This window comes from Aquimarina hainanensis (genome assembly GCF_042684685.1).
GTDB lineage: Bacteria > Bacteroidota > Bacteroidia > Flavobacteriales > Flavobacteriaceae > Aquimarina > Aquimarina hainanensis.
The window spans coordinates 677,511-703,805 of record NZ_JBHULX010000039.1; the positions used below are offsets into that span (position 1 = coordinate 677,511).

Genomic DNA, 26,295 nt, shown 5'->3' on the forward strand with positions numbered 1-26,295 from the left:
TAACAATATACCATTAAATAACAGACCAATGAGTAAAACAAAAATATTACTAGCCGAAGATGATTATGATTTTGGGAGTATTCTAAAACAATACCTAGAAATCCATAATTATGAAGTAACCTGGGCTAAAGATGGTAAAGAAGCCCTGGACTATTTCGAAAGCAATACAACCATGGAGCATTGCGCTTTTGATATCTGTGTCTTCGATGTAATGATGCCACATATGGATGGGTTTACATTGGCTGAAAAAGTGGTGCATAAATACCCTGAAGTCCCTTTTGTTTTTCTAACAGCAAAAAAGATGAAAGAAGATAAAATAAAAGGACTCAAATTAGGTGCAGATGATTATATCGTTAAACCTTTTGAAGCAGATATTCTGGTATTGCGATTACAAAACATTTTAAAACGTGCACAAAAAAATGTAAGTAAACAAATTAGTACCACGAATCAATCAATCGGAGCATACACATTAGATACGGTTAATTATCAATTAATTATCGGAGATACTGTGCAACGCATTACCGAAAAAGAAGCACAATTAATCCAATTCTTTTATAAAAACAAAAACAAGCTTATAAAAAGGGAAGACTTATTAACAGAAATATGGGGAAGTGACGACTTCTTTTCCGGAAGAAGCATGGACGTATTTATAAGTAGAATTAGGAAATATTTTAAACAAGATACCAGCATCTCTATAGAAAGTACCCGGGGAATAGGGTTAACTTTTAAGATAGGTGTATAAAGAATAGGATGTTTTAGAAAGATATCCATCAAAAAAATAAGAACATGAAAACATTTATTTTTATCACTGTTAGTTTTTTATTGCAGTGCACCATAAGTTTATTTGCTCAGCAGGCACCAAAAGCCCCCAAACCGCCAAAGACATCAAAGACAGCCGTAGCGGTAACACCCAATATAACTATTGTTAGTAATGGGAACTATAACTATTCGATTAATACCTCTTCTGATCAAGAAAACATCTCTATCTCGATCAGTAATTCTAACGATACGTATTCTATGAAAGCTCGTTTTCAACAAGAAAAATATGAGGAGATTAAAAACTTACTGATTAATGAACTGGGTAACAATAACCTTACTATCAATAACAGTATCTATAAATGGGTCGTTCCTGCCAGTGGAGATGAAATATATACAGTCCATCTCTCTGACAAAAAACTGAGAATTCACCTTAATAAAGAAGAAGCAGCCTCGAGTCTAATCAAAAAGATTATCAATTTAGGAGATGTAGCTAAATCTATTATTGCTAACGATTCCAAAGATGCTGATAGAATCCAGAGAGAAGCAGATAGAGCAAGACGCAGAGCAGATCAGATGAAGCAAGAAGCGGAACGAATGGCACACCTGGCTCAACTACAAGCGAAACGGGCTATGGTACAGGCCGAAAAAACGGCAGAACGTGCAAGAGCACAAGCAGAACGAGCAGCAAAACATGCTGAACTTCAAGCCAGACAAGAGGCAGAACGAAGGGCACACCTGGCTCAATTACAAGCAAAGCGAGCTATGATAGACCATGAAAGAACAGCAGAACATGCCAGAATGCAAGCAGAACGAGTAGCAAAACATGCTGAACTTCAAGCCAGACAAGAGGCAGAACGAGTAGCACATTTGGCTCGGTTACAAGCAAAACAAGCTATGATAGATCGTGAAAAAATAGCAGAAAAAGCAGAACAAATGGCAATAGAAGCTCAGGAACATGCAGAACATGTAGCTGCGGATGTAAGAGCACATGCTGAAGAAATTGCAAGACATGCAGAAGAACAAGCCAGAAGGCATCAGGAACAAATACAGCAAAATGCCGAAGAAGCCATCAGAAATGCAGAAAAAAACATTCGTGAGCAAGAAATAATTCGCAAAGAAGAACTAGAACGAATCAGAAAAGATGTAGAAGAGCAATTACAACGAAATATAGAGCAACTAAAAATAAATGCAGAAAATATTCAGAAAAAAATCGAAAAAGATGCTGCACGACTGGAAGAAGAAGCCAAACGGTTAGAGAAAGAATCAATACGATTAGAAAAAGAAGCTCATCATAAAGGAGGAATCAGTACAAGTGCAAAAACACTTCTCAATACTCCAAAAACTCTGTATAAAGGAACTTCTACGAATGATACTAACTGGAAATGGCCTGCTCTGCAACAAGAGCTACTTACCTACCTCACTACACATCATAAATCAGACACAAATGATATTAACCTTATTTATGATACTAGTGGGGTCTATATCAACGGGCAGCAATTATCTCCTGTTCAAAAAAATAAATTTGTATCAATCATCAAAAAACATCTATCGAGTCAAAAAAAATACTTTTCTTTTTACAAAAACAATAACAACATTATTATTATCAATGAAGGGATTTCTCTGGAGAAACTAACTAAGGAATTAACAGAAAAAGGATTTATCGATTCAGCAGTTAAAGAAAATACCTTGGAAATTAATGGATATAATACATATAAAAATGGAGTACAAATGACAAATGAAGAAAACAGAACGATCAATACCATTTTACAGAAATACAATGTCATTCCTGCTCCCGGAAAAACAATGAGAGTCATATCAAAGAATTTATACCTCGGGTATAAAATAGGAGATAATGGTTTTATGGGAACCATTGTTATCAATAAGTAAATATTATCAATCAAAAAACGAACACGTTTAAATCAAATAGTAAGGACTCATCATCCTTACTATTTTTATTCCTGATTATTTTAAAGCTTCTTCAAGAGTCTTAATTATCAAAAAACACCTCTCAACATTACTGTATAGAAAGACAACTCAAAAAATAATGTAGCAAGTATTATTATTATAAAATAATAGTCATATTTGTAATACCAAACATACAAACCATAATAATATATAACAGTTAAACCATATCTAATGAAAATAAAAGCTTTCCTTTTCTTCCTGCTAACGATTACTACTTTTCAGATTCACGCACAAGAACAAGCATCTGATATTCTCAACAATGCAATTGCAATTGCCAAAAAAGAAAATAAAAATGTTTTTGTTAAATTCAGTGCTTCCTGGTGTAGCTGGTGCAAAAAAATGGATTTGCAAATGAAAAGTGATATTTGTGCCCCCCTGCTTGATCCTCAATATACTTCGGTAACCTTAATCGTTAATGAATCTAAAAAAAATAAGCAGCTGGAAACTCCGGGAGCATTAGAAATTCTTAAAAAATATAAAGGAGAACGTGCAGGACTTCCTTTCTGGGTAATCATTGATCAGAATGGAAAATTGCTGGAAGATTCTTTTGATCCTACTGGTCAAAATTTAGGCTGCCCGGCGTCTAAAGAAGAAGTACGCCATTTTACGCAAATTCTAAAAAAGACATCTTCCTTAACTGATGAACAGTTAACTACTATTGCAAAAGTGTTTACTGCAAAATAGTAATGCTTTTCTTAAGGGTTGGAAGCTGTAGGCTTTAGCATCGAAAACAAATAACTATTAATTGTTTACATTTATAGTAATAATTTAGAGAATTTCCCTTTCTAATGATGTCGTACTATGAGAGAAAACAACTTTGTTTTTGCAGACCTATCTACCTATGAAATAACCACTTCCATACAATTCTATTCTCATATTTTTGATTGGGAATATCAAGATTCCGGAGGAGATTATTTCATCGCTACCTATAACAACCAGGAAACAAGCGGACTATATGAAACTCCCAAAAAATTCAGGGAAATGAATATGCCCTCTTTCTGGATGTCTTACATAGAAGTAACAAATCTAGAAGAAACTGTACAAATAGCTAAAGAATCAGGAGGAATCATAGAATTAGTAGACCTAACTAACGAAATAGGAAAAATAGCTTTGATACGGGATCCGCTGGGAGCAGGATTTACTATCTATGAAGGAGATCAGTTAAACTCAAGAACTACCTCCCACCCCAATACACTGGTATGGAATGAGCTATTCATATCAGACCTCTCGAAAGTAATTCCTTTTTATGAGAAAATTTTTAACTGGAGGATTCTTCCTTCAAAAGAAGGTAGAGCTGTCATCACAAATTCGAAGAATGAAGAAATTGCAGCTATACAAGAAGCCCCTACTTCTCAAAAGGGAAAGTATGAATATTGGGGCGTTTTTTTTGCTGTAGAAAACATTGAAAAAACCAAAAAAAAAGTACTAGATAACGGAGGTCACTTACTATATGAAGGACCTCATTTTACAGCACTTAGTGATTCTTTTGGGGCATTTTTTCAGATCGTTGCTATAACTTCAAAATCATCTCCTGTTGCCAAATCAAAAACAACCATTTTTCCCTGGAAAGCTATTAGCGGAATCTTCCTTATTCTAGCCAGCATTCTTTTAGAATGGTATTGGGTATGGAGTTTGTTTTTTGTCTTGTGGATTGTTTTTGATATCCGATCCGGGAAAACACATTTATTCGAAACTGTTTCCAAAAAGGATACCCCTATTGTATACTGGTTAATAATACTACTCTGGGCAGGACTTAGTCTTATTGCTATATATTATCCATTAAAAAGATAAAACAACAGGTACAAAAAAAACTTGTTAGAAATATCAGTACTCCCCAAAATAATAACGCTATCGGAAAAGAGTTAAACTGATGTAATTAGAGGAATAGTAGCGAAAGAGGTATTAAGAAAATATATCGCTAATGCTTTCTTACCCTCGTTTTATACCAAAATACCTCATTAATCTATATCACTGCATTTTTAGTTTTTAATTAAAATAAATTGTGATATTTTGGAATACTTGCTAAATACTCTTTATTAAAAATAAAACACTACCTCATAAAATGTATAACTTACTACAGGAAGAATACGGATTACAAGAAATTACTATTGAAAAACTATGTGGTTATGACAATGCTAACTTTCTTGTTCGAACAGATACGACTTCTTTTATTTTTAAAACATATGTATTCTCTGAAGCCTTATTCGATTTGGTAAAAGCAGAAAATGAGGTGCTTCTTTTTCTAAAAGAGAACGGAAATAATAAGCAATACCCCACTCCTGTCTCTTTTAAAGATGGTTCATATATAAAAATTTTACAAATAGACGGGAACAAACAAATCTGTAGAATGCTCACCTACCTAGACGGTGTTTTTCTTGGAGATAGCACTCATACGAAACCACTATTAGCATCAATTGGAACTTTTCTTGCCAAAACAGATCTTTTATTACAAAACGTTACGAACTATACTATTAAATCACGACAGTGGCAATGGGATATCCAATACCTCCCACAGTTCAAACATTTTATAAAAGATATTCCAGACGCAACTAACAGAGCACTTGTTTCCTATTTCTTCCAGCAATTCGAAGCACATGTGACTCCGCAAATTCCAAAACTGAGAAAACAAATCATATATAATGATGCCAATGAATGGAATATGTTGACCAAAAACAACCAGGTTTCAGCGATTATTGACTTTGGAGATATTGCTTATTCTTTTTTGATTAATGAATTAGCTATTGCTATTACTTATGCTTGTTATGATAAAGACACCCCATTAGATAATGCAGTTATTATTCTCCAGTCTTACCATGACGTCATCCCTTTAGAAGAAAAAGAGATACAACTGCTATACTATCTCATTGCAGCGAGGTTATGCATGAGCGTATGTAATTCGGCTCAGGCCAAAAAGAATACTCCAGAAAATACTTACGCATTAGTCAGTGAGCAATATGCCTGGAAAATGCTACGTAAATGGGTACGCATTAATCCCATAGCAGCAGAAAACAGATTTAGAGAAGCGGCAGGGTTTTCTTCCTTGGAAGTCCCTCCTGTTACCCAAATAGTAAATAAAAGGCACCGATATATAAGTCCTATTGTATCTTTGAGTTATAAGCAACCGATTCATATGGCATCAGCAGCTTTTCAATATATGTATGATACCAGTGGGAATACCTATTTGGATGCTTATAATAATATCCCTCATGTAGGACATAGCCATCCCGTAGTGGTCAATGCGGGTCAGCAGCAAATGGCTACATTAAATACCAATACCCGTTATCTATATCACCAATTAGCAGATTATGCAGAAAAATTACTCGATAAATTCCCTCCTTCTTTAAACAAGGTATATTTTGTTAATTCAGGAAGTGCTGCCAGTGATTTAGCAATACGAATTGCTAAAATACATACTGGACAGGAAAAGATCATGGTATTAGAACACGGCTATCACGGTCATACACAAACAGCAACCGATATTAGTGATTATAAGTTCAACAACCCAAAAGGACAAGGGCAAAAAGAATATATTCTCAAAACAGGTATTCCTGATACGTATAGAGGGATCTATAAAAATGATGATGGAAGTGCTGGTATTCACTATGCAGAACACGCTATTGAGCTATTAAAAAACACGCATACTCCTATTGCCGCATTTATCAGTGAACCAATTAGCGGATGTGGGGGGCAAATACCATTAGCCAAGGGATATTTAAAAACACTATATCCCGAAATTCGAAAACAAGGAGGTATCTGTATCTGTGATGAGGTTCAAACAGGTTTTGGACGTCTGGGCGATTATTTTTGGGGATTCGAAGCACATGATGTAGTCCCGGATATGGTAGTGATTGGGAAACCAATAGCTAATGGACATCCAATGGGAGCTGTTATATGTACAGATGAGATTGCAAATTCTTTTGGGAAAGGAGTTGAGTTTTTTAGCTCCTTCGGAGGAAACCCTGTTTCCTGTGCGATCGCCCTATCTGTATTACAAGTTATCGAAGAAGAAAAATTACAGGAAAACGCTAAAATTGTCGGGAAGTATTACACTTCTCTTTTTAGAAAATTACAAGAAAAATACCGTTGTATAGGTGATGTTAGAGGAAGTGGTCTATTTCTGGGAATTGAAATTGTACATCCACAAAACCAGGAACCAGATACATTACTAGCAAATCACATAAAAAACCATCTTAGAAATCGACACATTTTAATCAGTACAGACGGACCTTATGACAATGTATTAAAAACCAAACCCCCATTGTGTTTTTCTAAAGAAAATGCAGCTGAAGTCGTAGAAAATATAGCGGAGATACTTCAGGCTTACTATAAAAATGTTAATAAAACCAATGCTTTCTAAAATGTATCCCAAAAACAACATAATTATCTTGTCTTTGCTGTTAATTCTTATAAGAAATTAATTACTTTAGCTATCTCATACTGAAATCATTACTCATTCTATACCTAACCCTATGAAGATGAACCCCCTGATGCTTTGTATACTGTTTTGCATTGCATATAGTTGCAAACAGGCACCAACTATAACGGAACCTCACAAAGAAAAACAAACTCCCATTCACGTATCCACTGATGAAGGAAAGAAATGGAATGTATTTGGAGTTCAAATAACAGGAAAAATCCTCAGTACCGATACCGAAGGAGAATATGCAGTAATTGTTACTGAAACACCTCCCCAAGGAGGGCCTCCTAAACATATTCATGCACATGAAGATGAATTATTTTATATTCTGACAGGTAAGTACACTTTTTTCTGCGGGGATAAAACAATATATGCACAAAAGGGAGATTTTATTCGATTACCCAAGGGAATTCCTCATAATTTTATCAATACTGATTCTATTACCGGGATTACCATGAATACCATTACTCCCGGAGGGTTTGAAAATTTCTTTGAACAAGTAGCTACCTTATCCAAAGGAGAAAAATTATCAAAGAAAACAATTGATTCTCTGGCTACTGAATACGGAGTGACTTTTGTTAAGAAATAAGTATTTCCCTTATTAAATTATACTATTGTTAGTGAGTGTTCTCTTTGATTCAATTGTATTTTAATAAAAGTTTCACATAAGAGACTCTCTAATCCCTTAAATTTACGGTTTTATAGACCTCTACCTGTTATGATACTACCCGATTTTGATCATATGCTATTATTTTTAGTAGCAGCTTCCATACTTATTTTAGTTCCTGGACCTTCAGTACTTTATATAATTGCCAAAAGTGTTGAACAAGGATATAAGGCAGGTATTGTATCTGTTTTGGGAATTGGAATCGGAAGTCTTCTTCATGTAATTGCTGCTGCAATCGGTATATCATCGATCGTAATGGCTTCTGCCACTGCCTTTTCTATTATTAAATACATAGGTGCTGCATACTTAATTTATTTGGGAATCAAAAAGTTTTTTGAAAAAGAACCATCAACTGCTATCCCTATAGAAGTAAAAAGCAAAAAATTAAAAACTATTTTCTATGAAGGCATTTTGGTAAATACTTTTAATCCTAAAACAGCTATATTTTTTCTTTCCTTCTTGCCTCAATTCATTTCAGTAGAAAAAGGAGGAAATGCCAGTCAAATTTTATTTCTTGGAATTCTATTCACTATATATGCCATATTAAGTGATACAATTTATGTATTACTATCCGTAAAACTATCTGCTTGGATTTCTGGGTCAAAAAAATACTTAAAACGACAAAAAAAATTTATGGCTATCATCTATATCCTGTTAGGAATTATTACATTGACCATGGATCAGCAACATTCGAAACATACTCTTCCTACTAAGTAATCAGGGAAAATACTTTTGTTTATCTATCCTGTTTTCCTTTCTAAAAACATCTAAACGTTTATGGAATCTAAAAAAGCATATTATATCGATTGCTTGCGATCAAAATTCGAAACGTATACACCTATTTCACAATCATCCTGGGAATTGATGCTGCCAATTCTTAATTTTCAGGAAATCCAAAAAGGAGAAGACCTTCTACAAAATGGGCAAGTCGCCAGGTATATACATTTTATATGCAAAGGTGCATTACGAGCGTACATAACCGATTCTGAAGGGAATACCTATAACAAAAATATATTTCTGGAAAACGATTTTGCTGCCTCTACCGTTTCTTGCCTTCGCTCTAAGCCATCAAGTTTTACCCTAGAAGCACTAGAAGACTGCATTCTTATCAATATCGATTACAAAAAATACAAAAAACTCATCGAGGATACCATCGAATTTAAAAACTTCTATATCGCCTACTTAGAGAATAACTGGGTCATCGAAAAAGAGCAACGAGAAATTTCACTGGTCATGGATAATGCTACTGAAAGGTACTTAAAACTTCTCAAACAATATCCTAATATTGACCAAAGAATTCAGCAATTACACCTCGCTGCTCACCTGGGAATAACTCCTACGCAACTGAGCAGAATCAGAAAAGAACTAAAAACCAGCTAGATTACTAAAATGTAAACTTATACATTTCAAAAACATTTGCGTAACCAATCAGTTACATTTATATTTGTAACCAATTAGTTACCTAATATATGAGAAGAGATGTTTTTCAAGCAATATCCGATCCGGTAAGAAGGGATATTATACAATTACTTTCCAAACAACCTCTTAGTGTAAATGTTATAGCCGAAAATTTTATGATTAGTCGTCCGGCGATTTCAAAACATCTCAAGATTCTAAAAGAATGTGGCGTCATAACAATAAGTAAACAAGGCAGACAACAATTCTGTTATATTCAACCAAGAAGTTTACTACCTGCTTTTTTGTGGATCGAACAATACCAGCATATATGGGAAGAAAGAATTGATTCTTTTGAAGATTATTTATTGAACTTACAACATAAAAAACAAAAAGATGAATAACAGCAACAAAACAATTACTATTAAAAGAACTTTTGATGCCCCTCTATCTCTTGTTTGGGAGGCATGGACTACAGCTGAACATATTGCACATTGGTGGGGTCCCAAAGGGATGAAAACAACTATTATTGAACATCATTTCGAAGAAGGCGGAACCTGGAAATATTCAATGATAATGCCAGATGGTAATGAATTCTTATCTGAAGGAACCTATTTGACCATTATTCCTTTTAAAAAAATAAAAACAACTGCTGATTTTAAACCCATGACAGAAGGAGTCCAAATAGAAATTTTATTTGAAGAATCAGGTGGTAAAACGGATTTTACATTTCATGTAATGCACCCTACAGAAGCTTATCGAATAGCTCAGGAGAAAATGGGTATTTACAATGGTTGGGGAAGCGTTTTCGACAGATTACAAGCTTATTTGATCACATTGTAATAAGCATCCTTATGATCAATCGTGTTAATCTGTCAAAAGATATTTGTTAGCAGATACAAACTATCTATTTTATCTTTTCTTATAATTTTTTAGAAATCCTTATTTTGCACCCTTAACCATAAAGGTTCTTCATGAAAGTTTGCATTGCAGAAAAGCCAAGTGTCGCCAGAGAAATAGCTTCCATTGTTGGAGCTACCACGAAACGTGATGGTTATTTTGAAGGCAATGGATATGCTGTAACATATACGTTTGGGCACTTATGTACTTTATATGAGCCGAATGACTATAAGCCGTATTGGAAAAGCTGGGATCTCAATAACCTCCCCATGCTACCAGAAAAGTTTAAAACAAAGGTGGTAAATGATGCCGGTATCAAAAAACAATTTGATATTGTAAAAAAACTATTTCAGCAAGCATCTGTAGTTATCAATTGTGGGGATGCCGGACAAGAAGGAGAATTAATACAACGCTGGGTCATTGACCAGGCGGCATACAAAGGAGAAGTACAACGATTATGGATCTCTTCACTTACCAGTGAAGCTATCAAAGAAGGATTTGAAAATCTAAAACCCGCTGAAGTATATAATAATCTATACTATGCTGGTTTCTCTAGAGCAATTGGGGATTGGTTATTAGGAATGAATGCTACCCGTTTATATACCGTAAAACATGGAGGCTATAAGCAGGTATTATCCATTGGTAGAGTACAAACCCCTACATTGGCAATGCTGGTATCACGCCATAAAGAAATTGAAAACTTTATACCAAAACCTTATTGGGAATTGCAAACCAAATACAGAGATACCTTATTTCATTGCGAAGAAGGTCGATTTTTAAACAAAAGTGAAGGAGAGTCTTTTGCCGCGATTGTAAAGCAAAGCGAATTTGAAATTGTTTCGATTACAAAAAAAAATGGGAAAGAATACGCCCCAAAACTATTTGATCTAACCGGCTTGCAAGTATATTGTAATACTAAATTTGGTTTTTCTGCTGATGAAACATTAAAAATCGTTCAAAAATTATATGAACAAAAATTAGTGACATACCCAAGGGTAGATACCACTTTTCTACCAAGTGACATTTACCCCAAAGTTCCAGGGATTTTAAAAAAGCTGACTAATTATCAATCCCTGACATTTCCATTACTAGACCAAAAAATCAAAAAATCCTCCCGGGTTTTTAACGATAAAAAAGTGACCGATCACCATGCTATTATTCCGACTGGAATACAATCCAAACTACAATATAATCAGCAACAGGTATACGATATTATTACCCGGCGTTTTATTGCTGTTTTTTATGACGAATGTTTAGTCGCAAATAGCACTGTAATTGGAAAAGCTGATTCTGTATCTTTTAAAACAACAGGAAAAGAAATTCTGGAAAAAGGATGGAGAGTAGTCTTTGAATCGCCCGAGTCGAAAGAAAAGAAAGAAAGCGGCGTCTTACCTGCCTTCGAAAAAGGAGAAAAAGGACCACATGAACCATCATTTCTCGAAAAAGAAACGAAACCTCCTAAAAACTATACTGAGGCAACTCTGCTTCGCGCGATGGAAACAGCAGGAAAACAAGTAGATGATGACGAAATGAGAGAACTGATGAAAGAAAATGGAATAGGAAGACCTTCTACCCGCGCTAATATTATCGAAACACTTTTTAAGAGAAAATACATCTCGAGAAAGAAGAAACTAATTATTCCTACGCTCACGGGAATACAGCTGATAGATACGATACAGAATAAATTACTCACATCTGCTGAACTGACTGGTCGTTGGGAAAAACAGCTAAAAGAAATTGAAAAAGGGACATTTCATGCCGGAAGTTTTATTAAAAATATGAAACAAATGGTTGACCAATTAGTCTATGAGGTACGTACAGAAAAAAAACGAGCAAATATATCTCATACGACAGAAGTTCCCCTTAAAAAGAAAAAATCTCCAACAAAGAAAACCTCTATAATAGGATATCAGTGCCCTTCATGTGCTTCTGGTAAACTACTAAAAGGAACCACTGCCTACGGATGTAGCAATTTCAAAAATGGCTGTACTTTTCTCTTGCCATTTCAATTCAAAGAAAAAAAGATTTCAGAAAAACAATACCTTCGATTATTACAAAAAGGATGTACTGTGAATCTGAAAGGGTTTAAGGACAGTGCTGTCACCAAAGAAGGGCTTCTTCGATTTTCTGATAAATACGAACTTATATTTGAGGAGAAAAAGACAATTGCTCCCAAAGAAAGTACCCCCAACCCTATTCCATGCCCTAAATGTCATAAAGGGCATATCATAAAAGGAAAAAGTGCCTATGGATGTTCTGCATATCAAACAGGATGTAATTTTACATTTAGTTATCAGGAAATCAGAAAGGTTGCTGACGGTCGTCCGCTTAGTAAAGAACTCGTTTATCAAATCATTACGCAAAAGAAATAATCCAGTAATGAAACATCAACATTATATTTTATATAAACCGTATGGTTATTTAAGTCAGTTTATCTCTAATGATTCCAAACAACAACGAAAAAAATTCTTAGGGAATTTATATGATTTTCCAAACGGAACAATGGCTATAGGACGATTGGATGAAAAATCAGAAGGTCTCTTGTTCCTTACCACTGATGGTTCTTTTAGCAATCATATCTGTAGTCATAAAATAGAAAAAGAATATTATGCGCAACTTAATGGGGTCATTACACAAGACGCTATTTCCGAATTAGAAAAAGGGGTTGAAATTGGTTTTAACGGAAAAAAGTACACCACCAATCCTTGTCGTGTCAAATTACTTCCTACTCCCCCAAGCCTACCGGACACCATCCAAAAAATAAGGGATGACAGACATGGACCTACCAGCTGGATTTCGATTACCCTACAAGAGGGGAAATTCAGACAGGTTAGAAAAATGACCTCTGCTGTAGGATATCCAACCTTACGCCTTGCCAGAGTTCGAATTGGTAAAATACGAATAGAAAAGATGACAGCTGGAGAAGTCATTCATTCTCCCTCGCTCCATGAAATTATTTAGAATGATGAATACTCTTTTTAGGCTTCATCGGGTTAGTCAACAAAATATGAACGAACAAAGCGCCTAATAACACATAAACCAAGCATAAAATAAGTACTAACCTACTGTGAATTTTAGTCATAAATACAGCTCGTATCATAGCTATAAGAGTAATAACCGGATGTAAGATATTAGCCCAGACCAACGGTTGATTATAATTACCTCCTATAGTATTCCCTTTAGACATCCAGTTCAAAACACCTAAAAACAAATATAAAGAGCCTGTTATATTGAGCATCATTATAGAGAGAGGACTCGCATTAAGATGCATATAAGAAGCAACATCAAATGAAAAAAAAGTAAGAATAAAACCAACCACTAAATAGAACAAAGCACTTAAAATCATAATAATTTTGGTTTTCAATGTCATGGTATCTCTGGGTATTAAATTACGCTTATAAACTTACTGTTATCGTATCACAATACTTTAACAAATTCATTAAAAGATTATTATAAAATATATAAAATATTGTTAGAAAACAAAAAGTTAGCAGGCAATAAGCAATTATCTTTACAAATAAGACAGTCTCTTTCTGGAAGAAAACAAAGCATATTAACACTTCAATCAGAGAGTAGCGGTTTTTTGAGTCAAAATAAAATCTCATTTTTTTTATGGATAAGAAAGAGAAGCTACTTTAATTTTTTAGTTTTGCCAGCGATAAAAACACACTATTATGCCAAGAAGAGAACGCAATAAATTTGTAAAAAGAGGCGAACATATTGAAATTCTAATCGAAGATTATGCTTTTGGAGGAAAAGGAATCGGTCGTATCCGATCTGAGGAAGGAGAATTTGTGGTTTTTGTCCCTAATACACTCCCCGGTCAATTGGTAAAAGCACAGGTAAAAAAGACCAGCAAACGATATGCAGAGTGTAAATTACTGGAAGTAGTAAAACATGCTGATACCGAGGTAGAAATGCCGTACCAATCTATCCCGGGTGCTCCCTATATAAAACTTCCTCTCGAGTTACAGCATCAATATAAAAAAGAAAGTACACTGGAGTTGTTTAAACGCATAGGAAAAGTAAGCGATATTGAAGAGAAATTTGATGAATTTATTGCTTCTCCCGGTGCTTTTCACTATCGAAATAAAATGGAGTATGGATTCTCTGCTATCCGATATGATCACGAATTAAAGACAGATGTAGATGAGTTTGCTCTTGGTTTCAAAAAAAGAGGAACCTGGTGGTGTGGAGAAAACCTTGACAAAGATTCTGGTCTATTTGATAAAGAAGTTGAAGATCACTTAAAAACCATTCGAGCGTTTTGTGAGGAAAGTGGTTTAGCTCCATGGCACGCTCCAAGAAAAGAAGGTTTTTTTAGATTCCTCGTTGTTAGAAAATCCTATCATACCAATCAACTGTTATTCAATCTGGTTACGACCTCTCCTGATATCCCTAAGTTTGACTTTGATGGATTCACTCAACTATTCAAAGAATTATTCGGAGAAAGACTTGCTGGAATATTACATACTATCAATGATGAAACCGGAGACAGAACACTAGCTACTACAGGATCCTCTCGCCTTCTATACGGAGAAGAAAAAATTATAGAGGAATTATTAGGTCTGCGTTTTGAAATCAGTATGAAAAGTTTTTTTCAGACGAACCCTGCTGCTGCCGAAAGGTTATATGAAAAAGTAGTTTCTTATGCTTTGGAACGAAAAGATACCATTGATGGAAAAATCGTAATGGATTTGTTCTGTGGTACCGGAACTATTGGACAGATTGTTGCATCCAGAAGTACTGATGCACAAATTATCGGAGTTGATATTGTTGCATCGGCTATAGAAGATGCTAAAAAGAACGCTAACAGAAATCAAATTAATGGTGTTCAGTTTTTTGCTGCCGATGTCGGTAAATTTTTGAACGAACATCCAGAGTATCAAGGAAAGATAGAAACAATTATTCTGGATCCTGCCAGAGCAGGAATTGCTCCAAAAACACTGAGGAAAGTAATTCGACTGGGAGCTGAACGTATGGTTTATGTCTCTTGTAATCCTGCTACGCAGGCAAGAGATACAGAGCAGCTTATCGAGGCGGGATATACTTTAAAAAAAATCAGTCTGGTCGATCAATTCCCTCATACAGCACATATAGAAACGATTGCTTTATTTGAAAAATAATCTCTGTAAAATCCTATAAAAAAACCGGCATACGTATGCCGGTTTTTTTATAATTTATATTTCTTAAATCTAAATATCCAATGAATTAAGAAGGTCTTTTAGCCTAGGGTCAGAAGGTCTTGGAGCATCTGCACTCACAATATTCCCTTTTTTATCTAACAGAATAAACCTTGGAATTCCATCAATGACATAAGAACTTCCAAATCCTCCTTCTTTTCGATAGTTTTTTCCTCCATATAATTGAACTCCCGTCATTTCTTTAGCTGCCACCATTTTTTTCCATGCTTCATGTGCTCTCTCATTATCTACAGAAATACTTACGAAATGAATATCCTTAGCGCGATATTCTTTTTCTACCTCCTTCAAATAAGGTAGTTCTTGTAAGCATGGTTGACACCAAGTAGCCCAAACATCTATATAAGCGTACTTTCCTTCTAAATCTTTTAATGAAGTGGTACCTCCTTTATAATTTTCATAATCTTCAAAAGTTGGAGAAGGCTCCCCTTTAACTAGTTTCTTTAAAACATCAAATTTTTCCGTCAGTTCTCGTTTAAACTCCTCATCTTTACTTTCTTTCATAATTCCTTCATAAACTGCCTTGGCATATTCATTACTTGGAGATATAGCAATCGATAAGTTTCTCAATAGATCTTCTTTAATAACCTGACTTTTTATCTTATTAACTTCATCAAGAAACACAAGATCCATCACCTTCGTACTATCTTTCTTTACAGCATTTGCTGCTCGATCGCTGATACCACTCATAACTAATCTTTTATAAGCACTTGATTGCTTATAATCTTCTTCAATATCTAAATCAATCGTCTTTAACTCCTCTAAATAGCCCTCAGGTAAACTCCCCTCCTTAGATTCATTTTTCAATCTTTGGTTGTAATAATATGGGTACACATCTAAGTCATATAAGTATTTATAATGAGCATTCTTCTTACAAAAAGCAATAAATGTTTCATCTTTTACTCCGGATGCTACCAGTAACGAATCTATTTTTGTTTTATGTTCTTTTATTTTAGCTTTAAACGGTATAGGATCTAACGCAAAATTATCTTCTTCATTTTCATACACTAAAATACTATTAACTAAGTGATTATTTCTTTCTGATCCTACTCCAGTATATTTCAATGTTTCATCAAAGGCAGTAACATCAATTGACAACGATAGCTGGTCTCCTTTTTTCAAATATAAATTAGAATATTCCCGTCCAATAAACATTTGATATGGTCCATCGGCTATTCGAAGCGTATCCGAAAATGTACCATCAGATGCTAAAGGAATTTCTTTTGTGAAGTTCTCTCCGTTTATACGAACAACTCCCCCTCTGCCATTAGTGACTTTTCCTGAAAAAAGTGCATAATCAACAGGTTTTTTAGCTTCTTCCTGACATGATATAACAGCCAGTAAAGCTAAAAGGAAAACAATTTTTTTCATTGTGTGTTTTTTTAAATTAGTAAGTTAACGAGTAGGTAGTTTATACAATTATTTAGAAGTGATTTTTAGTACTACAAAACTCCTCAAAAAGGGCTAATTTAGTAAAACTTTTCTGAATATAATGTCTTAGGAACATTTATAAATAAACGCTGGAGGGATATTCCGAAAAGTAAATCCTATTTCTACCGAATTAAAAACTTTCTTTAAGAAATTGTACTTTCCCAAACTGTATTGATACTGTATAAAAGCTCCTTCATTTTTTAAGTAATTCGGTATCTTATTGAATAAAATATTCAATTCTGTTTTAGAGATGATTGACAAAGGTAAACTGGAGATAATATAATCTACCTTGGGAACAGATAACTCTTTCAACACCTGATCAAAATAGACTGCTGATTGGTTGTGGATACTAAAATTAGGATACTGTTGAAATTTATTTTTGCAATATGACAGGAAAGTTTGATTTAATTCAAAAGAAATCAATCGGGTTGACCCATGCATTTTATGTAGAATATTTTCTGTGATGCATCCATTACCAGGACCAAATTCTATAATGACCTGATTTTTTTCTATACTTAAATCTTCTGTGATTTTTCTTATTAAATACTTAGAACTCGGAGTCACTGTCCCACTTTTTTTTAAAGTAGAAAGTGCTTCTTTGGTAAATGATTTCAATGTCGCTTTTCTTTATTTTGTTCCCGTTCTGCTAGTATACACAAAATATAAACGTATAACTAATTTAAATTTGGTTTAACTCATTATTTATCGTTCTATTAACATTAAAATATCAATTGAATTACATCATCTATGCACGCCATATTTAGTAACAATCCATTAAAATCCTGTTTTTATTCTGAAAATGATTCAATGGTTTTTTTAAGTATTCATTACATATCTGTTGTAAAACAACAATTACTTCTTTTTGCATAATAAGAGAACCACAAATCATAATCACTCCATTATTTTTTAATGTTTCAGCAATAAAAGTCGCATCTCTTTCTATTAAATGCTGAACATATACTTTCTCACTTGACTCTCGTGAATATGCAGGGATAAATTTTTTGATTTTTTCAGTCTGTAACCACTGCTTAATATCGTTATCATATAACTCTAAGGAAGTTTTATTCCTTGCTCCCCAATAAAGATATGAAGGGCATTTTTTTATATTATTATCAATCATCCCCAGGAAAGGTCCTATTCCTGTACCTGTACAAATCATAATAACTGCACTGGCTCTTTTGGGGAAATGGAAGGATTTATTTTTAATAAGATATCCTTTAATAACTGCTCTCTCACTGAGATTATCCAAATAGGTAGAACAAAGTCCCCGATCGTGTTTTTTGACACTTAATTGAATTTCTTTTGTTTCTTTTAAATACCCAATAGAATACAACCGTTCTCGTTCGCCTTCTTTGGGATAAATCGCTAATAAATCTCCGGATACTACCTTTTTACGTCCCTCTCTGGTAATGTTTATTAAAAAAGTATCGTCAATATTATCTGCCGCTTTTGTTTTATGAAGCACTGTAAATTCTTCTGTTTTGGTATGGACCGACACTACTTCTTCTCTATTCAAAACAATTGGAATTCCCATAGCAGCTCCCCAGGCATTTCCCCAATCGCTAAACGATTCAAATGACTGATTATTCACAGTATGAACTGGTACTAATTGAGTTGTATATGGCAGTTTTTTTAACCAGGAATCTACATCAAAAGCATATTTACAAAAATCTGGATATGAAAGGGATCCAAAACCGATAACTGAATAAGTATAGCTATTAGATGTATTATAGGTGTCCAGTATTTTTCTGAATTTTGTGGCATTTGTCGGAGATTCCCCCAAACCATAGGTAGCAGTCATTACAATCAGGTGTTTCATCTGATCAAATTCCTTAAACTCATTTAGCTCCGTTATGTATGCTTTTTTTCCTTCTGATATCAATGCTTTATAAAATGCATTGGCGAATCGCAATGTCGAACCATTCTCCGAACCTACTGCTATAATAAAATCACACGTTTTGCTACTATAAGCATTCTTGATTCTTGTTTTTCTTCTCTCCAGACTCATCCTAAACCCTGAATAAATAAAAAACGGAATAGCACAACAAGAAATCCCCAAAATGACTGCCCACCAAACACTTCCTTTTCCTGTATGTAATAAGATGCTGACTCTGGAGACCAAAGTAATAAAAGGATAATTTTGTTCACTGAGGATATCTCCGGTATATTGATTGACTAATATTTCTTTTTGGGTCAGTTTTATATGATAATAATCTTCCACATCTGAAGAAAAAGGGTATTCTATCGCTTTTAGATCTCCTACAGTATATTTATTAAAGACCTCAAAATTCTTTCTTTTTTTCACCGGATTCTCTCTAATATTAACATAGTCAACTGTATGTGATATGTCTACCTGAGGAATTATCGAAAAACGAAGTAATGACAAATAAACACCGGTAATGGTTATAATAACAATAGGAAGTAATGTCCATCTTCCAAAAACAATATGATAATATTGAGAAAAATTATAATTAACAATAGTAGTAAAGAAGCCTACAACGCTTCCTTGCCTGCGTATGATCAGAAAAATTCCCGAGATAGCGATCAATAGCAATAAAAGTGAGGCAAAACCAACAAAAAAGCGTCCGATTGACCCCATAAATAGAGACCGATGCAGATTCGTCATAAACTTAAAAATAGCATGTCTCTCTATAATCTCTCCTATTTTTTCTCCGGTAAAAGGATTTATATAGAAGGTTTCATCTCCATGATCCGTGATGGCAGATATTGCAATAAAATCGTTTTCGTCCTGGCGAATGCTCAATACTTCTTCATATTGATTTCCTACAGTATCCAGTAATTCAGCAATCGTTAGTGAAGAAGCTCCATTGACATGATATGAGGTATAATTATCCGACACCGGTTCCAGTGCCAATACAATTCCTGTTAAGGAAGCTATTATTAAAAAAAGAAAAGAAGATATAGCCAAAGCTAAATGGCTATATCTCCAAAATGATATCGTCATAAAATCGACTTGAATTAGTTTGGTATCATTCGTACATAACGGATATATCCACTACCGTTTACTTTATTTCGTATGGTTGATGACTGTAATGGTATTTCTACATCTTTACTATAGTATTCCTGGTTTTCTACTGCCGTTTCGAATCTGATGGTATATCCTGCATCAATTTTTTCTTCATCAATTTCCAATATACTAATATGACGTTCTCCATTTCCTATTGTAGCTCCTGTTATTGCATCTATATCTTCATTAATTCCATTAGAAAAACTCCACCATTTTGGTAAATCAGAATACCACTCTTCATCATCCCCTAAAACATTAAGTGTTTTTTCATACTTCCCATCTGGTGTCATTAATGAGGTGACAACATATGCTTTTTCTCCTGTATAATTAATCATCTGAATCATACATTTATATTTTTTGGTCGCTGTACTTTTATATGCTGTAAAAGATGCTGCTACCATAAAAAAAGCAATTAGTCCTGTTAGTACTATATATTTATTTTTCATAATTAAGGTTCACTTATAATCAACAATTATTTTTTTATACTATTTCAAAAATTGAAGATCTACTTTTTCTTTCTTCAAAAACTCATTATCAATAGCCAAATCAAAAACAGTTTCATCAAAATCTGTTTTAATATTCGTATCAGCTCCTAAAGAAATTAAAAATTTCAATATTTTATCATTCTTAGATTTCATCGCTGCATAGTGTAATGCTGTATTTCCATTTGCGTCTTTGGCATTGACATCTATTTTAAAATCAGACACTTTCTTTACTAGTTCGAGATCATTCTTATCCACAGCCAAATGTAAAAGTGTTCTTCCATCTTTCTGCTTCTCTGCAATGGATAATCCTCCTTTTTGCAAGGCTGCTATTTTTTTATCAAAAAATGCTTTTCCTTTTCCATTAAAAGACTGTATTAAATGAAAAGCTAAGTTATTTCCATTTTTGTCTTTTAGATGAACATCTGCACCTTTAGAAATTAAATAGGACACTACTTCATCCGTATTTGTACGGATTGCTCTGGTCAATGCTGTTTCTCCTTTTTTATTTACGGTAGTAACCGCATTTGATTTTTCTGCTAAAAATTTAACCGCTGCCAGTGTATTTCGTCCTGCGGCATTAAATAATGCCGTATTCCCCTGTTCATCTTGTTTATTGATGTCAACTCCTTTATTCAAGAAAAATTCAAAAACTTTTGTATCCGTCGCATTGGCTACCTTATGTAATGGAGTTATCCCTTTGGTAGTCGTTATATTGGGTTGAATTCCTAGTTCTTCCAAATAAGTTAGTAGTGACAATGTGTTTTCCTGAGTCGCATCCACGAATAAAAATGCGTTCCCTCCTACTTTTGTATGTTCCTTATAAGAAACTCCTCGTTTTATCAACTGGTCTAATAATTCTTTATTTCCAGACCTAACAGCAAAATTAAAGATACCATTTCCATCATGATCTATACTGTTTATAGCTAACCCTTTGTTTATAAAATAATCGACCATTGTCAGGTCTTTTAACCTAGGAATAATCAGATGAAGAGCATTGCTGCCATGATGATCTGTCTCTTTGGTAATATCTGCTCCATTGGCAATACAAAAGTCGTATAGTTTTTGATTTTGTTGCCCGGTCACTGCTGCAAAAAGTAATAAAGTAAATCCATGAGAATCTCTTAGATCCATTTTTGCTCCTTTATCTTTAAAATATTTCATCAAAGGCAGGTTTCCTCTATAAGCTGCCCAAAAAATATAAGTTCTAAAATCGTGTGTTTTTTTATTTACAGAATTTCCCTTTTGAACCAAGTAATCTATTGTTTCTATAGAATTATCCCCAAAAATAGCATATGTAGTAGGATCAAAACCATATGGATCCGCATCATGGATAGAAAACCCCTCTTTAATTTTTTTATCTATATCTTCTTTAGAAGGGTTGGTTTGCCAGAATTCTTTTTGAAAAAAAGGGTTCTTTTGCTGGGCATGTGATTGGTTTAAAAAGAACACCAGACTGAGAATCAGTGTTACTAAAGTTGCTTTCATTTTTATTTATATTTAATCTAAATAATGTAGCAGCAAATTAAGTGAAAACCATAATTCGGAACAAGAAATTGGGAAAAAATTACCATTTATAGCTTTCTTCAAAAAACTATCTACTAGTCTTCTTTCTTTGCGTGTAATAGTAAGTAGTCTGAATAATACAAAGCATCTTGTATATCATAAATACAAGATGTTATTCAGACAAAATCTGAAGCGTATTAAGCTTCTATATAAAAACGGGGAGGCTCCTTAGTCTTTTACTATAATCATGGTTGCCTTTACACCTGTAGCAAGATTCCAGTGGTTAGATGTGATCAATTTTCCCTCGTCATCATACAACTGAAATTCTGCAGTATTAGGACCTGAGGTACCTTGATTTAACGCTTCAATATCAATTTTATTAAATCCTTTGAGAAGATCAATGGTCATTCCTCTAAACGAACCTTCTAAATACACATTAGAACGAATGATATCATCATTCAAATAAATGCGTACCAAATCTCCATCAACTTCCCCATAATCCCGATAAATAATATTAACGAACTTCCCATTGCTTTCAAAATCCCCAAAATACTGATCTGTTTCATTAGCTTTTGCCGTTTCGTCATCTTCTTTGAAATATTTTGGAGTTCCATCTACCTGAGGTTTATAAAAATTATCTTCCTCATTCATACTAAATGATTGCTTCTCTTTTTGGTAGTCTTTTAATTCTTCTGGTTGCTTATGCAAATTTATGGTACTACTAGGTTTTGTTAAGCCTGTGGACATCTTATATCCACTAAGATTGGTATTCTTAGGAGTGCTTCCTATTTTTAAAGATGACTTAGAAGTTTCTAGCTGCGCCTGCGCTCCTACAACTGATAATAAAGTCATTATTGTGATTACAATTCTCATTTTCTTTCTTTTTCTACTTCTAATCAGGTATAAATATAGCTAAAGTCTTTGGCTTGTTGATTAATTTTCCTACAAAATTATGCGTTTAAAACGTAGGAAGTAAGTATCTTTAAACCCAACAAAAAATTCAACCAATTTATAGCAATGAATAAAAAAAATTATTTATAAATTAATTACAGCAAAAAATAAACCAAAGTATGACTTATGTAATCATTAGTGGAGGGATTTTTTTAGTGGCTTTATTTTTGTTAATAAAAAGTCGATTGACTATTACATCTCTTAAAACTAAAAATAAAGAATTGCAGGCTTCTTATGAGGAGGTACAATTTAAATCTAATGAGCAGAATGAATTTATTTATTCTTTGATACAAGAATTAAGAACCCCTTTGTATGGTATTATGGGGCTTACTCATCTTATCGTAGATGAACATCCCGAGATAGGACAGGACAAAAAACTTAAATCATTAAAGTTTGCCGGGGATCACCTATTAACTCTAATCAATAATGTCTTACAAGTACATGCCATTGATAACAATGATATTACAGTACAGCAAACGGTATTCAACCTAAAAGAATCTTTGCAAAACATGCTTAATTCTTTTAGCTATACAACTGATAACAGTAGCAAATTACACTTTAATTACGACCGAAGAATTACCAAATTAGTCAAAGGAGATCAAACAATTTTGTCACAGATATTGATGAATTTGATCTGTAATGCATTGCGATTTACTAAAAATGGAAATGTGTTCTTTTCTGTTGATCTGATAAAGGAATCTCCCACGATTAATACAATTAAGTTTAGTATCAAGCACGATGGAAGCGAACTTTCTAAAGAGGATCAAAATTCTATTTATGATGAGTTCACTAATATAGAAAAAGCCAAACGTTCCTATCTGGGCGCTGGTATCAATTATAAAATCATCAAAAAACTTACTGACACTATTAACAGTACAATCACCATTGACAATAATCCGGCTATTGGTTCTGAATATTCCTTTACTGTTACTTATGAAACGTTCCAGAAACTAGAAGATTATCTCGAACTCCCTAAAGAGAAGGAAGAGAAAATAAAGGTTTTAGTAGTTGATGACAATAAGCTAAACCTTCTGGTAGCACAAAAAATATTAACTAAAGAAAATCTTATTTGCCAAACACTGGATAATGGTTTTGATGCTATAGAGTTATTAAAAAATGAGCAGTTTGATATTGTTTTAATGGATATTAACATGCCTAATTTAAACGGAATCGGAACCACCAAAAGAATTCGAAAGTTTAATACCAAAACTCCGATCATAGCACTTACAGCTGTAGATATAACACAATTAAATCTCCAGATAACTCAGGCTGGAATTAATGATTATATCTTAAAACCCTATAACAAAAATCATCTGCTACAAGTAATTCATAAACATACGATTGCTAAAGACCGTATTATAGAGGATTCGTATTAATTAATAAATGATGATTTGCTGGCCAATGCTTAAAACAGAATTATGTCTGATCGAATTGATCCTGCATATTTCTGAAATATTCATGTGATATTTTCGGGCAATTCTGGATAGTGTATCTCCTCTTTTTACAATATAAATTTTCTTTTGTTCCTCGATGTCTTGTGCTATGTGATCTTTAGATTCATGAACAACAATCTTACTTTGCCTGGTAGACCGGTGAGATCTCGGATTTGTCCACCGTTTAGTTACGAATATTTTTTTAGCTCGAATGGATTGCTTTTTAGTAAAATCAAAGAAATATTCAGGATTCACACTAATTCCGTGGTATCTGATTTCTAAATGCAAGTGGCTTCCTCTTGCATTACCACTCACTCCTCCCTTTCCTATAACCTGACCTTTTTTTACCTCATCATTTTCTTTTACATCATATTCTGATAAATGCGCATAAACACTTTCTAAACCATTATTATGCCGTATAACGACTGTTTTTCCATGCCCTGAATGATACCTGGCATATCGTACTTTCCCTGCTAAAATAGATCGCACATTATCTCCGGTTACCAAATCAATATCAATCCCCTGATGCGCTCTTCTCCTACGCCAACCATATCTGGAAGTAATATACATTACATGATCAACCGGTGCTGCAAATGTTTCTTCTTCAAAATTTAGCTCAATAGGATAGGTTACTTTTTCTTTATGAGAATAAGCATTAAAGCTTTCATTATTCCACAATAAGTCATATTCAGGATACAGACTCTTTACTCTTTTTTCTTCAGCTGCTATATATTTATTAGACCAATCAGCAATATCTTTATTTTTATATATCGGCATTTGAATTACACTTCCTTCTATCGTGAGTGGCTTATATGCTATCGGTACTGCATTATATATTTCTTGAGCTTGTATTCCTAATTGGGTAAGCAATAAAAAGGAAAGAACATACAGTTGTTTTTTACAACACTTCATTAAGCAGTTTTTATATTTTTTGGGAATCAGTTTTTCTATCATAAATGACGTGTGTCTTATAGACATGTTACATTAAATACGACTTTTCTTACTTATTTATAATGTATTCAAACTAGCTAATTAAATAAAATGATCGTTATCAAAACATTATAAAAAAATCGCTGCCAAATTTATTTTTTCTCAGCCAAATATGAAAATACTAGTACAAAATATTTTAACGTTTTTTAAGATACCCGTGGGAAAAATTTAATACTGGTTCATACAATAAAACGAAATAGAAGGAGTTATTTGTGTCATAATTAAAGACTAATTAAATAACCATGAGAAATTTACCCACGTTAGTTGTGTTATCTGGAGCTTTATTTGTAACATCTTGTGTTTCTAAGAAGAAATTCTTAGCAGTAGAGCAAGAACTTCAAAACACAAAAAGTACTTTACAGAAAACAACTGTAGAAAAAGAAGAGCTGGAAGCGAAGTTTGCAAAAATTGAAGCTAGGGTAGCCGATTACAATGCTAAAATCAACTCATTAAGCAAGTCTAATGATGCGAAGATGTCTCTAGTAGACAACACTGTCATTTCTAACGACACCAGAAATGAAATGAACAAAACTCTTGCTAAGGTTGATCAAGGCAAATTAAGCAATGCAAAAACCTTAAAGGATTCTATGAACTTAGCGGTTTCTCACAATCTGAGAAGTTCAATTGAGGACAAACTTGAAGAAGGTGAAGATGTTTCTATTAATGTAGACAACACTGTAGTCATGTTATCGATAGCAGATGATATGTTATTTAATAGTGGTAGTTACAAAGTTAGTAACAAAGCTGACAAAATCTTACGAAAATTAGCTGACGTTATTAATTCTGAGCCTAGTTTAGAAGTTATGATTGAAGGGCACACTGACTCCAGAACTATTAGTACTCCTGTATTAGAAGATAATTGGGATCTTAGTGTAAAAAGAGCTACATCAATTACCCGATTATTACAACATAAGTATAATGTAGATCCTTCTAAACTTATTGCTTCAGGAAGAAGTAGTTATGTTCCTTTAGTAGAAAATGACTCTAAAGAAAACAGAGCAATTAACAGAAGAACTCGAATTGTCTTATTACCTAACTTAGACAAATTCTTCTCCATGCTATCTGCAAATGAATAAAAACATTTTAATTGTATTCATTAATACAATTAAAATACTTCAATAAATTAATTTTATTAATCTCCTGATCTATACTATATTATAGGTCAGGAGA

At 33.7% G+C, this 26,295-nt stretch carries 23 protein-coding genes; 15 read left to right on the forward strand and 8 right to left on the reverse strand.

What is annotated here, in order from left to right; translation table 11 throughout:
- Window positions 1-28: 28 nt before the first annotated feature.
- The 12 genes from ACFSTE_RS18920 to ACFSTE_RS18975 all read left to right on the forward strand — a co-directional run bounded on the left by ACFSTE_RS18920 (window position 29) and on the right by ACFSTE_RS18975 (window position 13,064).
- Window positions 29-742: a response regulator transcription factor gene (locus ACFSTE_RS18920; RefSeq protein WP_378255099.1), complete on the forward strand. Its 714-nt coding sequence runs from the start codon at window positions 29-31 to the stop codon at window positions 740-742.
- Between the two features lie 44 nt (window positions 743-786).
- Complete coding sequence (locus ACFSTE_RS18925) at window positions 787-2,646, forward strand: hypothetical protein (protein ID WP_378255101.1); 1,860 nt, start codon at window positions 787-789, stop codon at window positions 2,644-2,646.
- A gap of 249 nt (window positions 2,647-2,895) precedes the next feature.
- Window positions 2,896-3,408 (forward strand): thioredoxin family protein, encoded by a 513-nt coding sequence (locus ACFSTE_RS18930; protein ID WP_378255103.1) that lies wholly within the window; start codon window positions 2,896-2,898, stop codon window positions 3,406-3,408.
- A gap of 117 nt (window positions 3,409-3,525) precedes the next feature.
- Window positions 3,526-4,515, forward strand: a complete 990-nt coding sequence (locus ACFSTE_RS18935; RefSeq protein WP_378255105.1) for a VOC family protein — start codon at window positions 3,526-3,528, stop codon at window positions 4,513-4,515.
- A 271-nt stretch (window positions 4,516-4,786) separates the two neighbouring features.
- Entirely contained in the window at window positions 4,787-7,081 is a 2,295-nt protein-coding gene (locus ACFSTE_RS18940) for an aminotransferase class III-fold pyridoxal phosphate-dependent enzyme (protein ID WP_378255107.1), read from the forward strand.
- A gap of 112 nt (window positions 7,082-7,193) precedes the next feature.
- Window positions 7,194-7,730 (forward strand): cupin domain-containing protein, encoded by a 537-nt coding sequence (locus ACFSTE_RS18945; protein ID WP_176030103.1) that lies wholly within the window; start codon window positions 7,194-7,196, stop codon window positions 7,728-7,730.
- Window positions 7,731-7,859: 129 nt separating this feature from the next.
- Window positions 7,860-8,525 carry a LysE family translocator gene (locus ACFSTE_RS18950; protein WP_378255109.1) on the forward strand — a complete coding sequence of 222 codons (666 nt, stop codon included), beginning with the start codon at window positions 7,860-7,862 and terminating at the stop codon, window positions 8,523-8,525.
- Window positions 8,526-8,585: 60 nt separating this feature from the next.
- On the forward strand, window positions 8,586-9,188 hold the full coding sequence (locus tag ACFSTE_RS18955; RefSeq protein ID WP_176030101.1) for a Crp/Fnr family transcriptional regulator: 603 nt from the start codon (window positions 8,586-8,588) through the stop codon (window positions 9,186-9,188).
- A gap of 89 nt (window positions 9,189-9,277) precedes the next feature.
- The gene (locus tag ACFSTE_RS18960) at window positions 9,278-9,607 is read left to right on the forward strand and encodes an ArsR/SmtB family transcription factor (protein WP_176030100.1); all 330 of its coding nucleotides are present in this window, start codon (window positions 9,278-9,280) and stop codon (window positions 9,605-9,607) included.
- Window positions 9,600-10,046 (forward strand): SRPBCC family protein, encoded by a 447-nt coding sequence (locus ACFSTE_RS18965; RefSeq protein ID WP_176030099.1) that lies wholly within the window; start codon window positions 9,600-9,602, stop codon window positions 10,044-10,046. Before ACFSTE_RS18960 ends, ACFSTE_RS18965 begins: the two co-directional genes overlap by 8 nt.
- Before the next feature lie 131 nt (window positions 10,047-10,177).
- A complete protein-coding gene (locus ACFSTE_RS18970) occupies window positions 10,178-12,475 on the forward strand; it encodes a DNA topoisomerase 3 (protein WP_378255112.1) in 2,298 nt (765 codons plus the stop codon).
- 7 nt (window positions 12,476-12,482) lie between these two features.
- Complete coding sequence (locus ACFSTE_RS18975) at window positions 12,483-13,064, forward strand: pseudouridine synthase (protein WP_378255114.1); 582 nt, start codon at window positions 12,483-12,485, stop codon at window positions 13,062-13,064.
- On the opposite strand, the gene ACFSTE_RS18980 is transcribed toward ACFSTE_RS18975, so the two are convergent.
- Entirely contained in the window at window positions 13,057-13,449 is a 393-nt protein-coding gene (locus tag ACFSTE_RS18980) for a hypothetical protein (protein WP_176030096.1), read from the reverse strand. The genes ACFSTE_RS18975 and ACFSTE_RS18980 overlap by 8 nt on opposite strands.
- Before the next feature lie 328 nt (window positions 13,450-13,777).
- Here ACFSTE_RS18980 and rlmD point away from each other — a divergent pair, with 328 nt between their 5' ends.
- Window positions 13,778-15,229 (forward strand): 23S rRNA (uracil(1939)-C(5))-methyltransferase RlmD, encoded by a 1,452-nt coding sequence (gene rlmD, locus ACFSTE_RS18985; protein ID WP_176030095.1) that lies wholly within the window; start codon window positions 13,778-13,780, stop codon window positions 15,227-15,229.
- Between the two features lie 69 nt (window positions 15,230-15,298).
- Here the strand turns inward: rlmD and ACFSTE_RS18990 are convergent, their stop codons facing one another.
- The 6 genes from ACFSTE_RS18990 to ACFSTE_RS19015 form a co-directional block, all read right to left on the reverse strand.
- On the reverse strand, window positions 15,299-16,675 hold the full coding sequence (locus tag ACFSTE_RS18990; protein ID WP_378255116.1) for a TlpA family protein disulfide reductase: 1,377 nt from the start codon (window positions 16,673-16,675) through the stop codon (window positions 15,299-15,301).
- Between the two features lie 126 nt (window positions 16,676-16,801).
- Window positions 16,802-17,350, reverse strand: a complete 549-nt coding sequence (locus ACFSTE_RS18995; RefSeq protein ID WP_176030093.1) for a class I SAM-dependent methyltransferase — start codon at window positions 17,348-17,350, stop codon at window positions 16,802-16,804.
- 145 nt (window positions 17,351-17,495) lie between these two features.
- Window positions 17,496-19,700 (reverse strand): PepSY domain-containing protein, encoded by a 2,205-nt coding sequence (locus tag ACFSTE_RS19000; protein WP_378255118.1) that lies wholly within the window; start codon window positions 19,698-19,700, stop codon window positions 17,496-17,498.
- Between the two features lie 14 nt (window positions 19,701-19,714).
- Entirely contained in the window at window positions 19,715-20,209 is a 495-nt protein-coding gene (locus tag ACFSTE_RS19005; RefSeq protein WP_176030091.1) for a DUF2271 domain-containing protein, read from the reverse strand.
- A 39-nt stretch (window positions 20,210-20,248) separates the two neighbouring features.
- Entirely contained in the window at window positions 20,249-21,733 is a 1,485-nt protein-coding gene (locus tag ACFSTE_RS19010) for an ankyrin repeat domain-containing protein (RefSeq protein ID WP_378255121.1), read from the reverse strand.
- Window positions 21,734-21,979: 246 nt separating this feature from the next.
- A complete protein-coding gene (locus ACFSTE_RS19015) occupies window positions 21,980-22,624 on the reverse strand; it encodes a hypothetical protein (RefSeq protein WP_176030089.1) in 645 nt (214 codons plus the stop codon).
- Window positions 22,625-22,821: 197 nt separating this feature from the next.
- On the opposite strand from ACFSTE_RS19015, the gene ACFSTE_RS19020 reads away from it, so the two are divergent.
- Entirely contained in the window at window positions 22,822-24,078 is a 1,257-nt protein-coding gene (locus tag ACFSTE_RS19020; RefSeq protein WP_176030088.1) for a response regulator, read from the forward strand.
- Here ACFSTE_RS19020 and ACFSTE_RS19025 read toward each other — a convergent pair whose 3' ends face one another.
- Window positions 24,079-25,047, reverse strand: a complete 969-nt coding sequence (locus ACFSTE_RS19025; protein ID WP_254884030.1) for a peptidoglycan DD-metalloendopeptidase family protein — start codon at window positions 25,045-25,047, stop codon at window positions 24,079-24,081.
- A 320-nt stretch (window positions 25,048-25,367) separates the two neighbouring features.
- Here ACFSTE_RS19025 and ACFSTE_RS19030 point away from each other — a divergent pair, with 320 nt between their 5' ends.
- A complete protein-coding gene (locus ACFSTE_RS19030; RefSeq protein WP_176030087.1) occupies window positions 25,368-26,201 on the forward strand; it encodes an OmpA/MotB family protein in 834 nt (277 codons plus the stop codon).
- The last annotated feature ends 94 nt before the right edge of the window (window positions 26,202-26,295 follow it).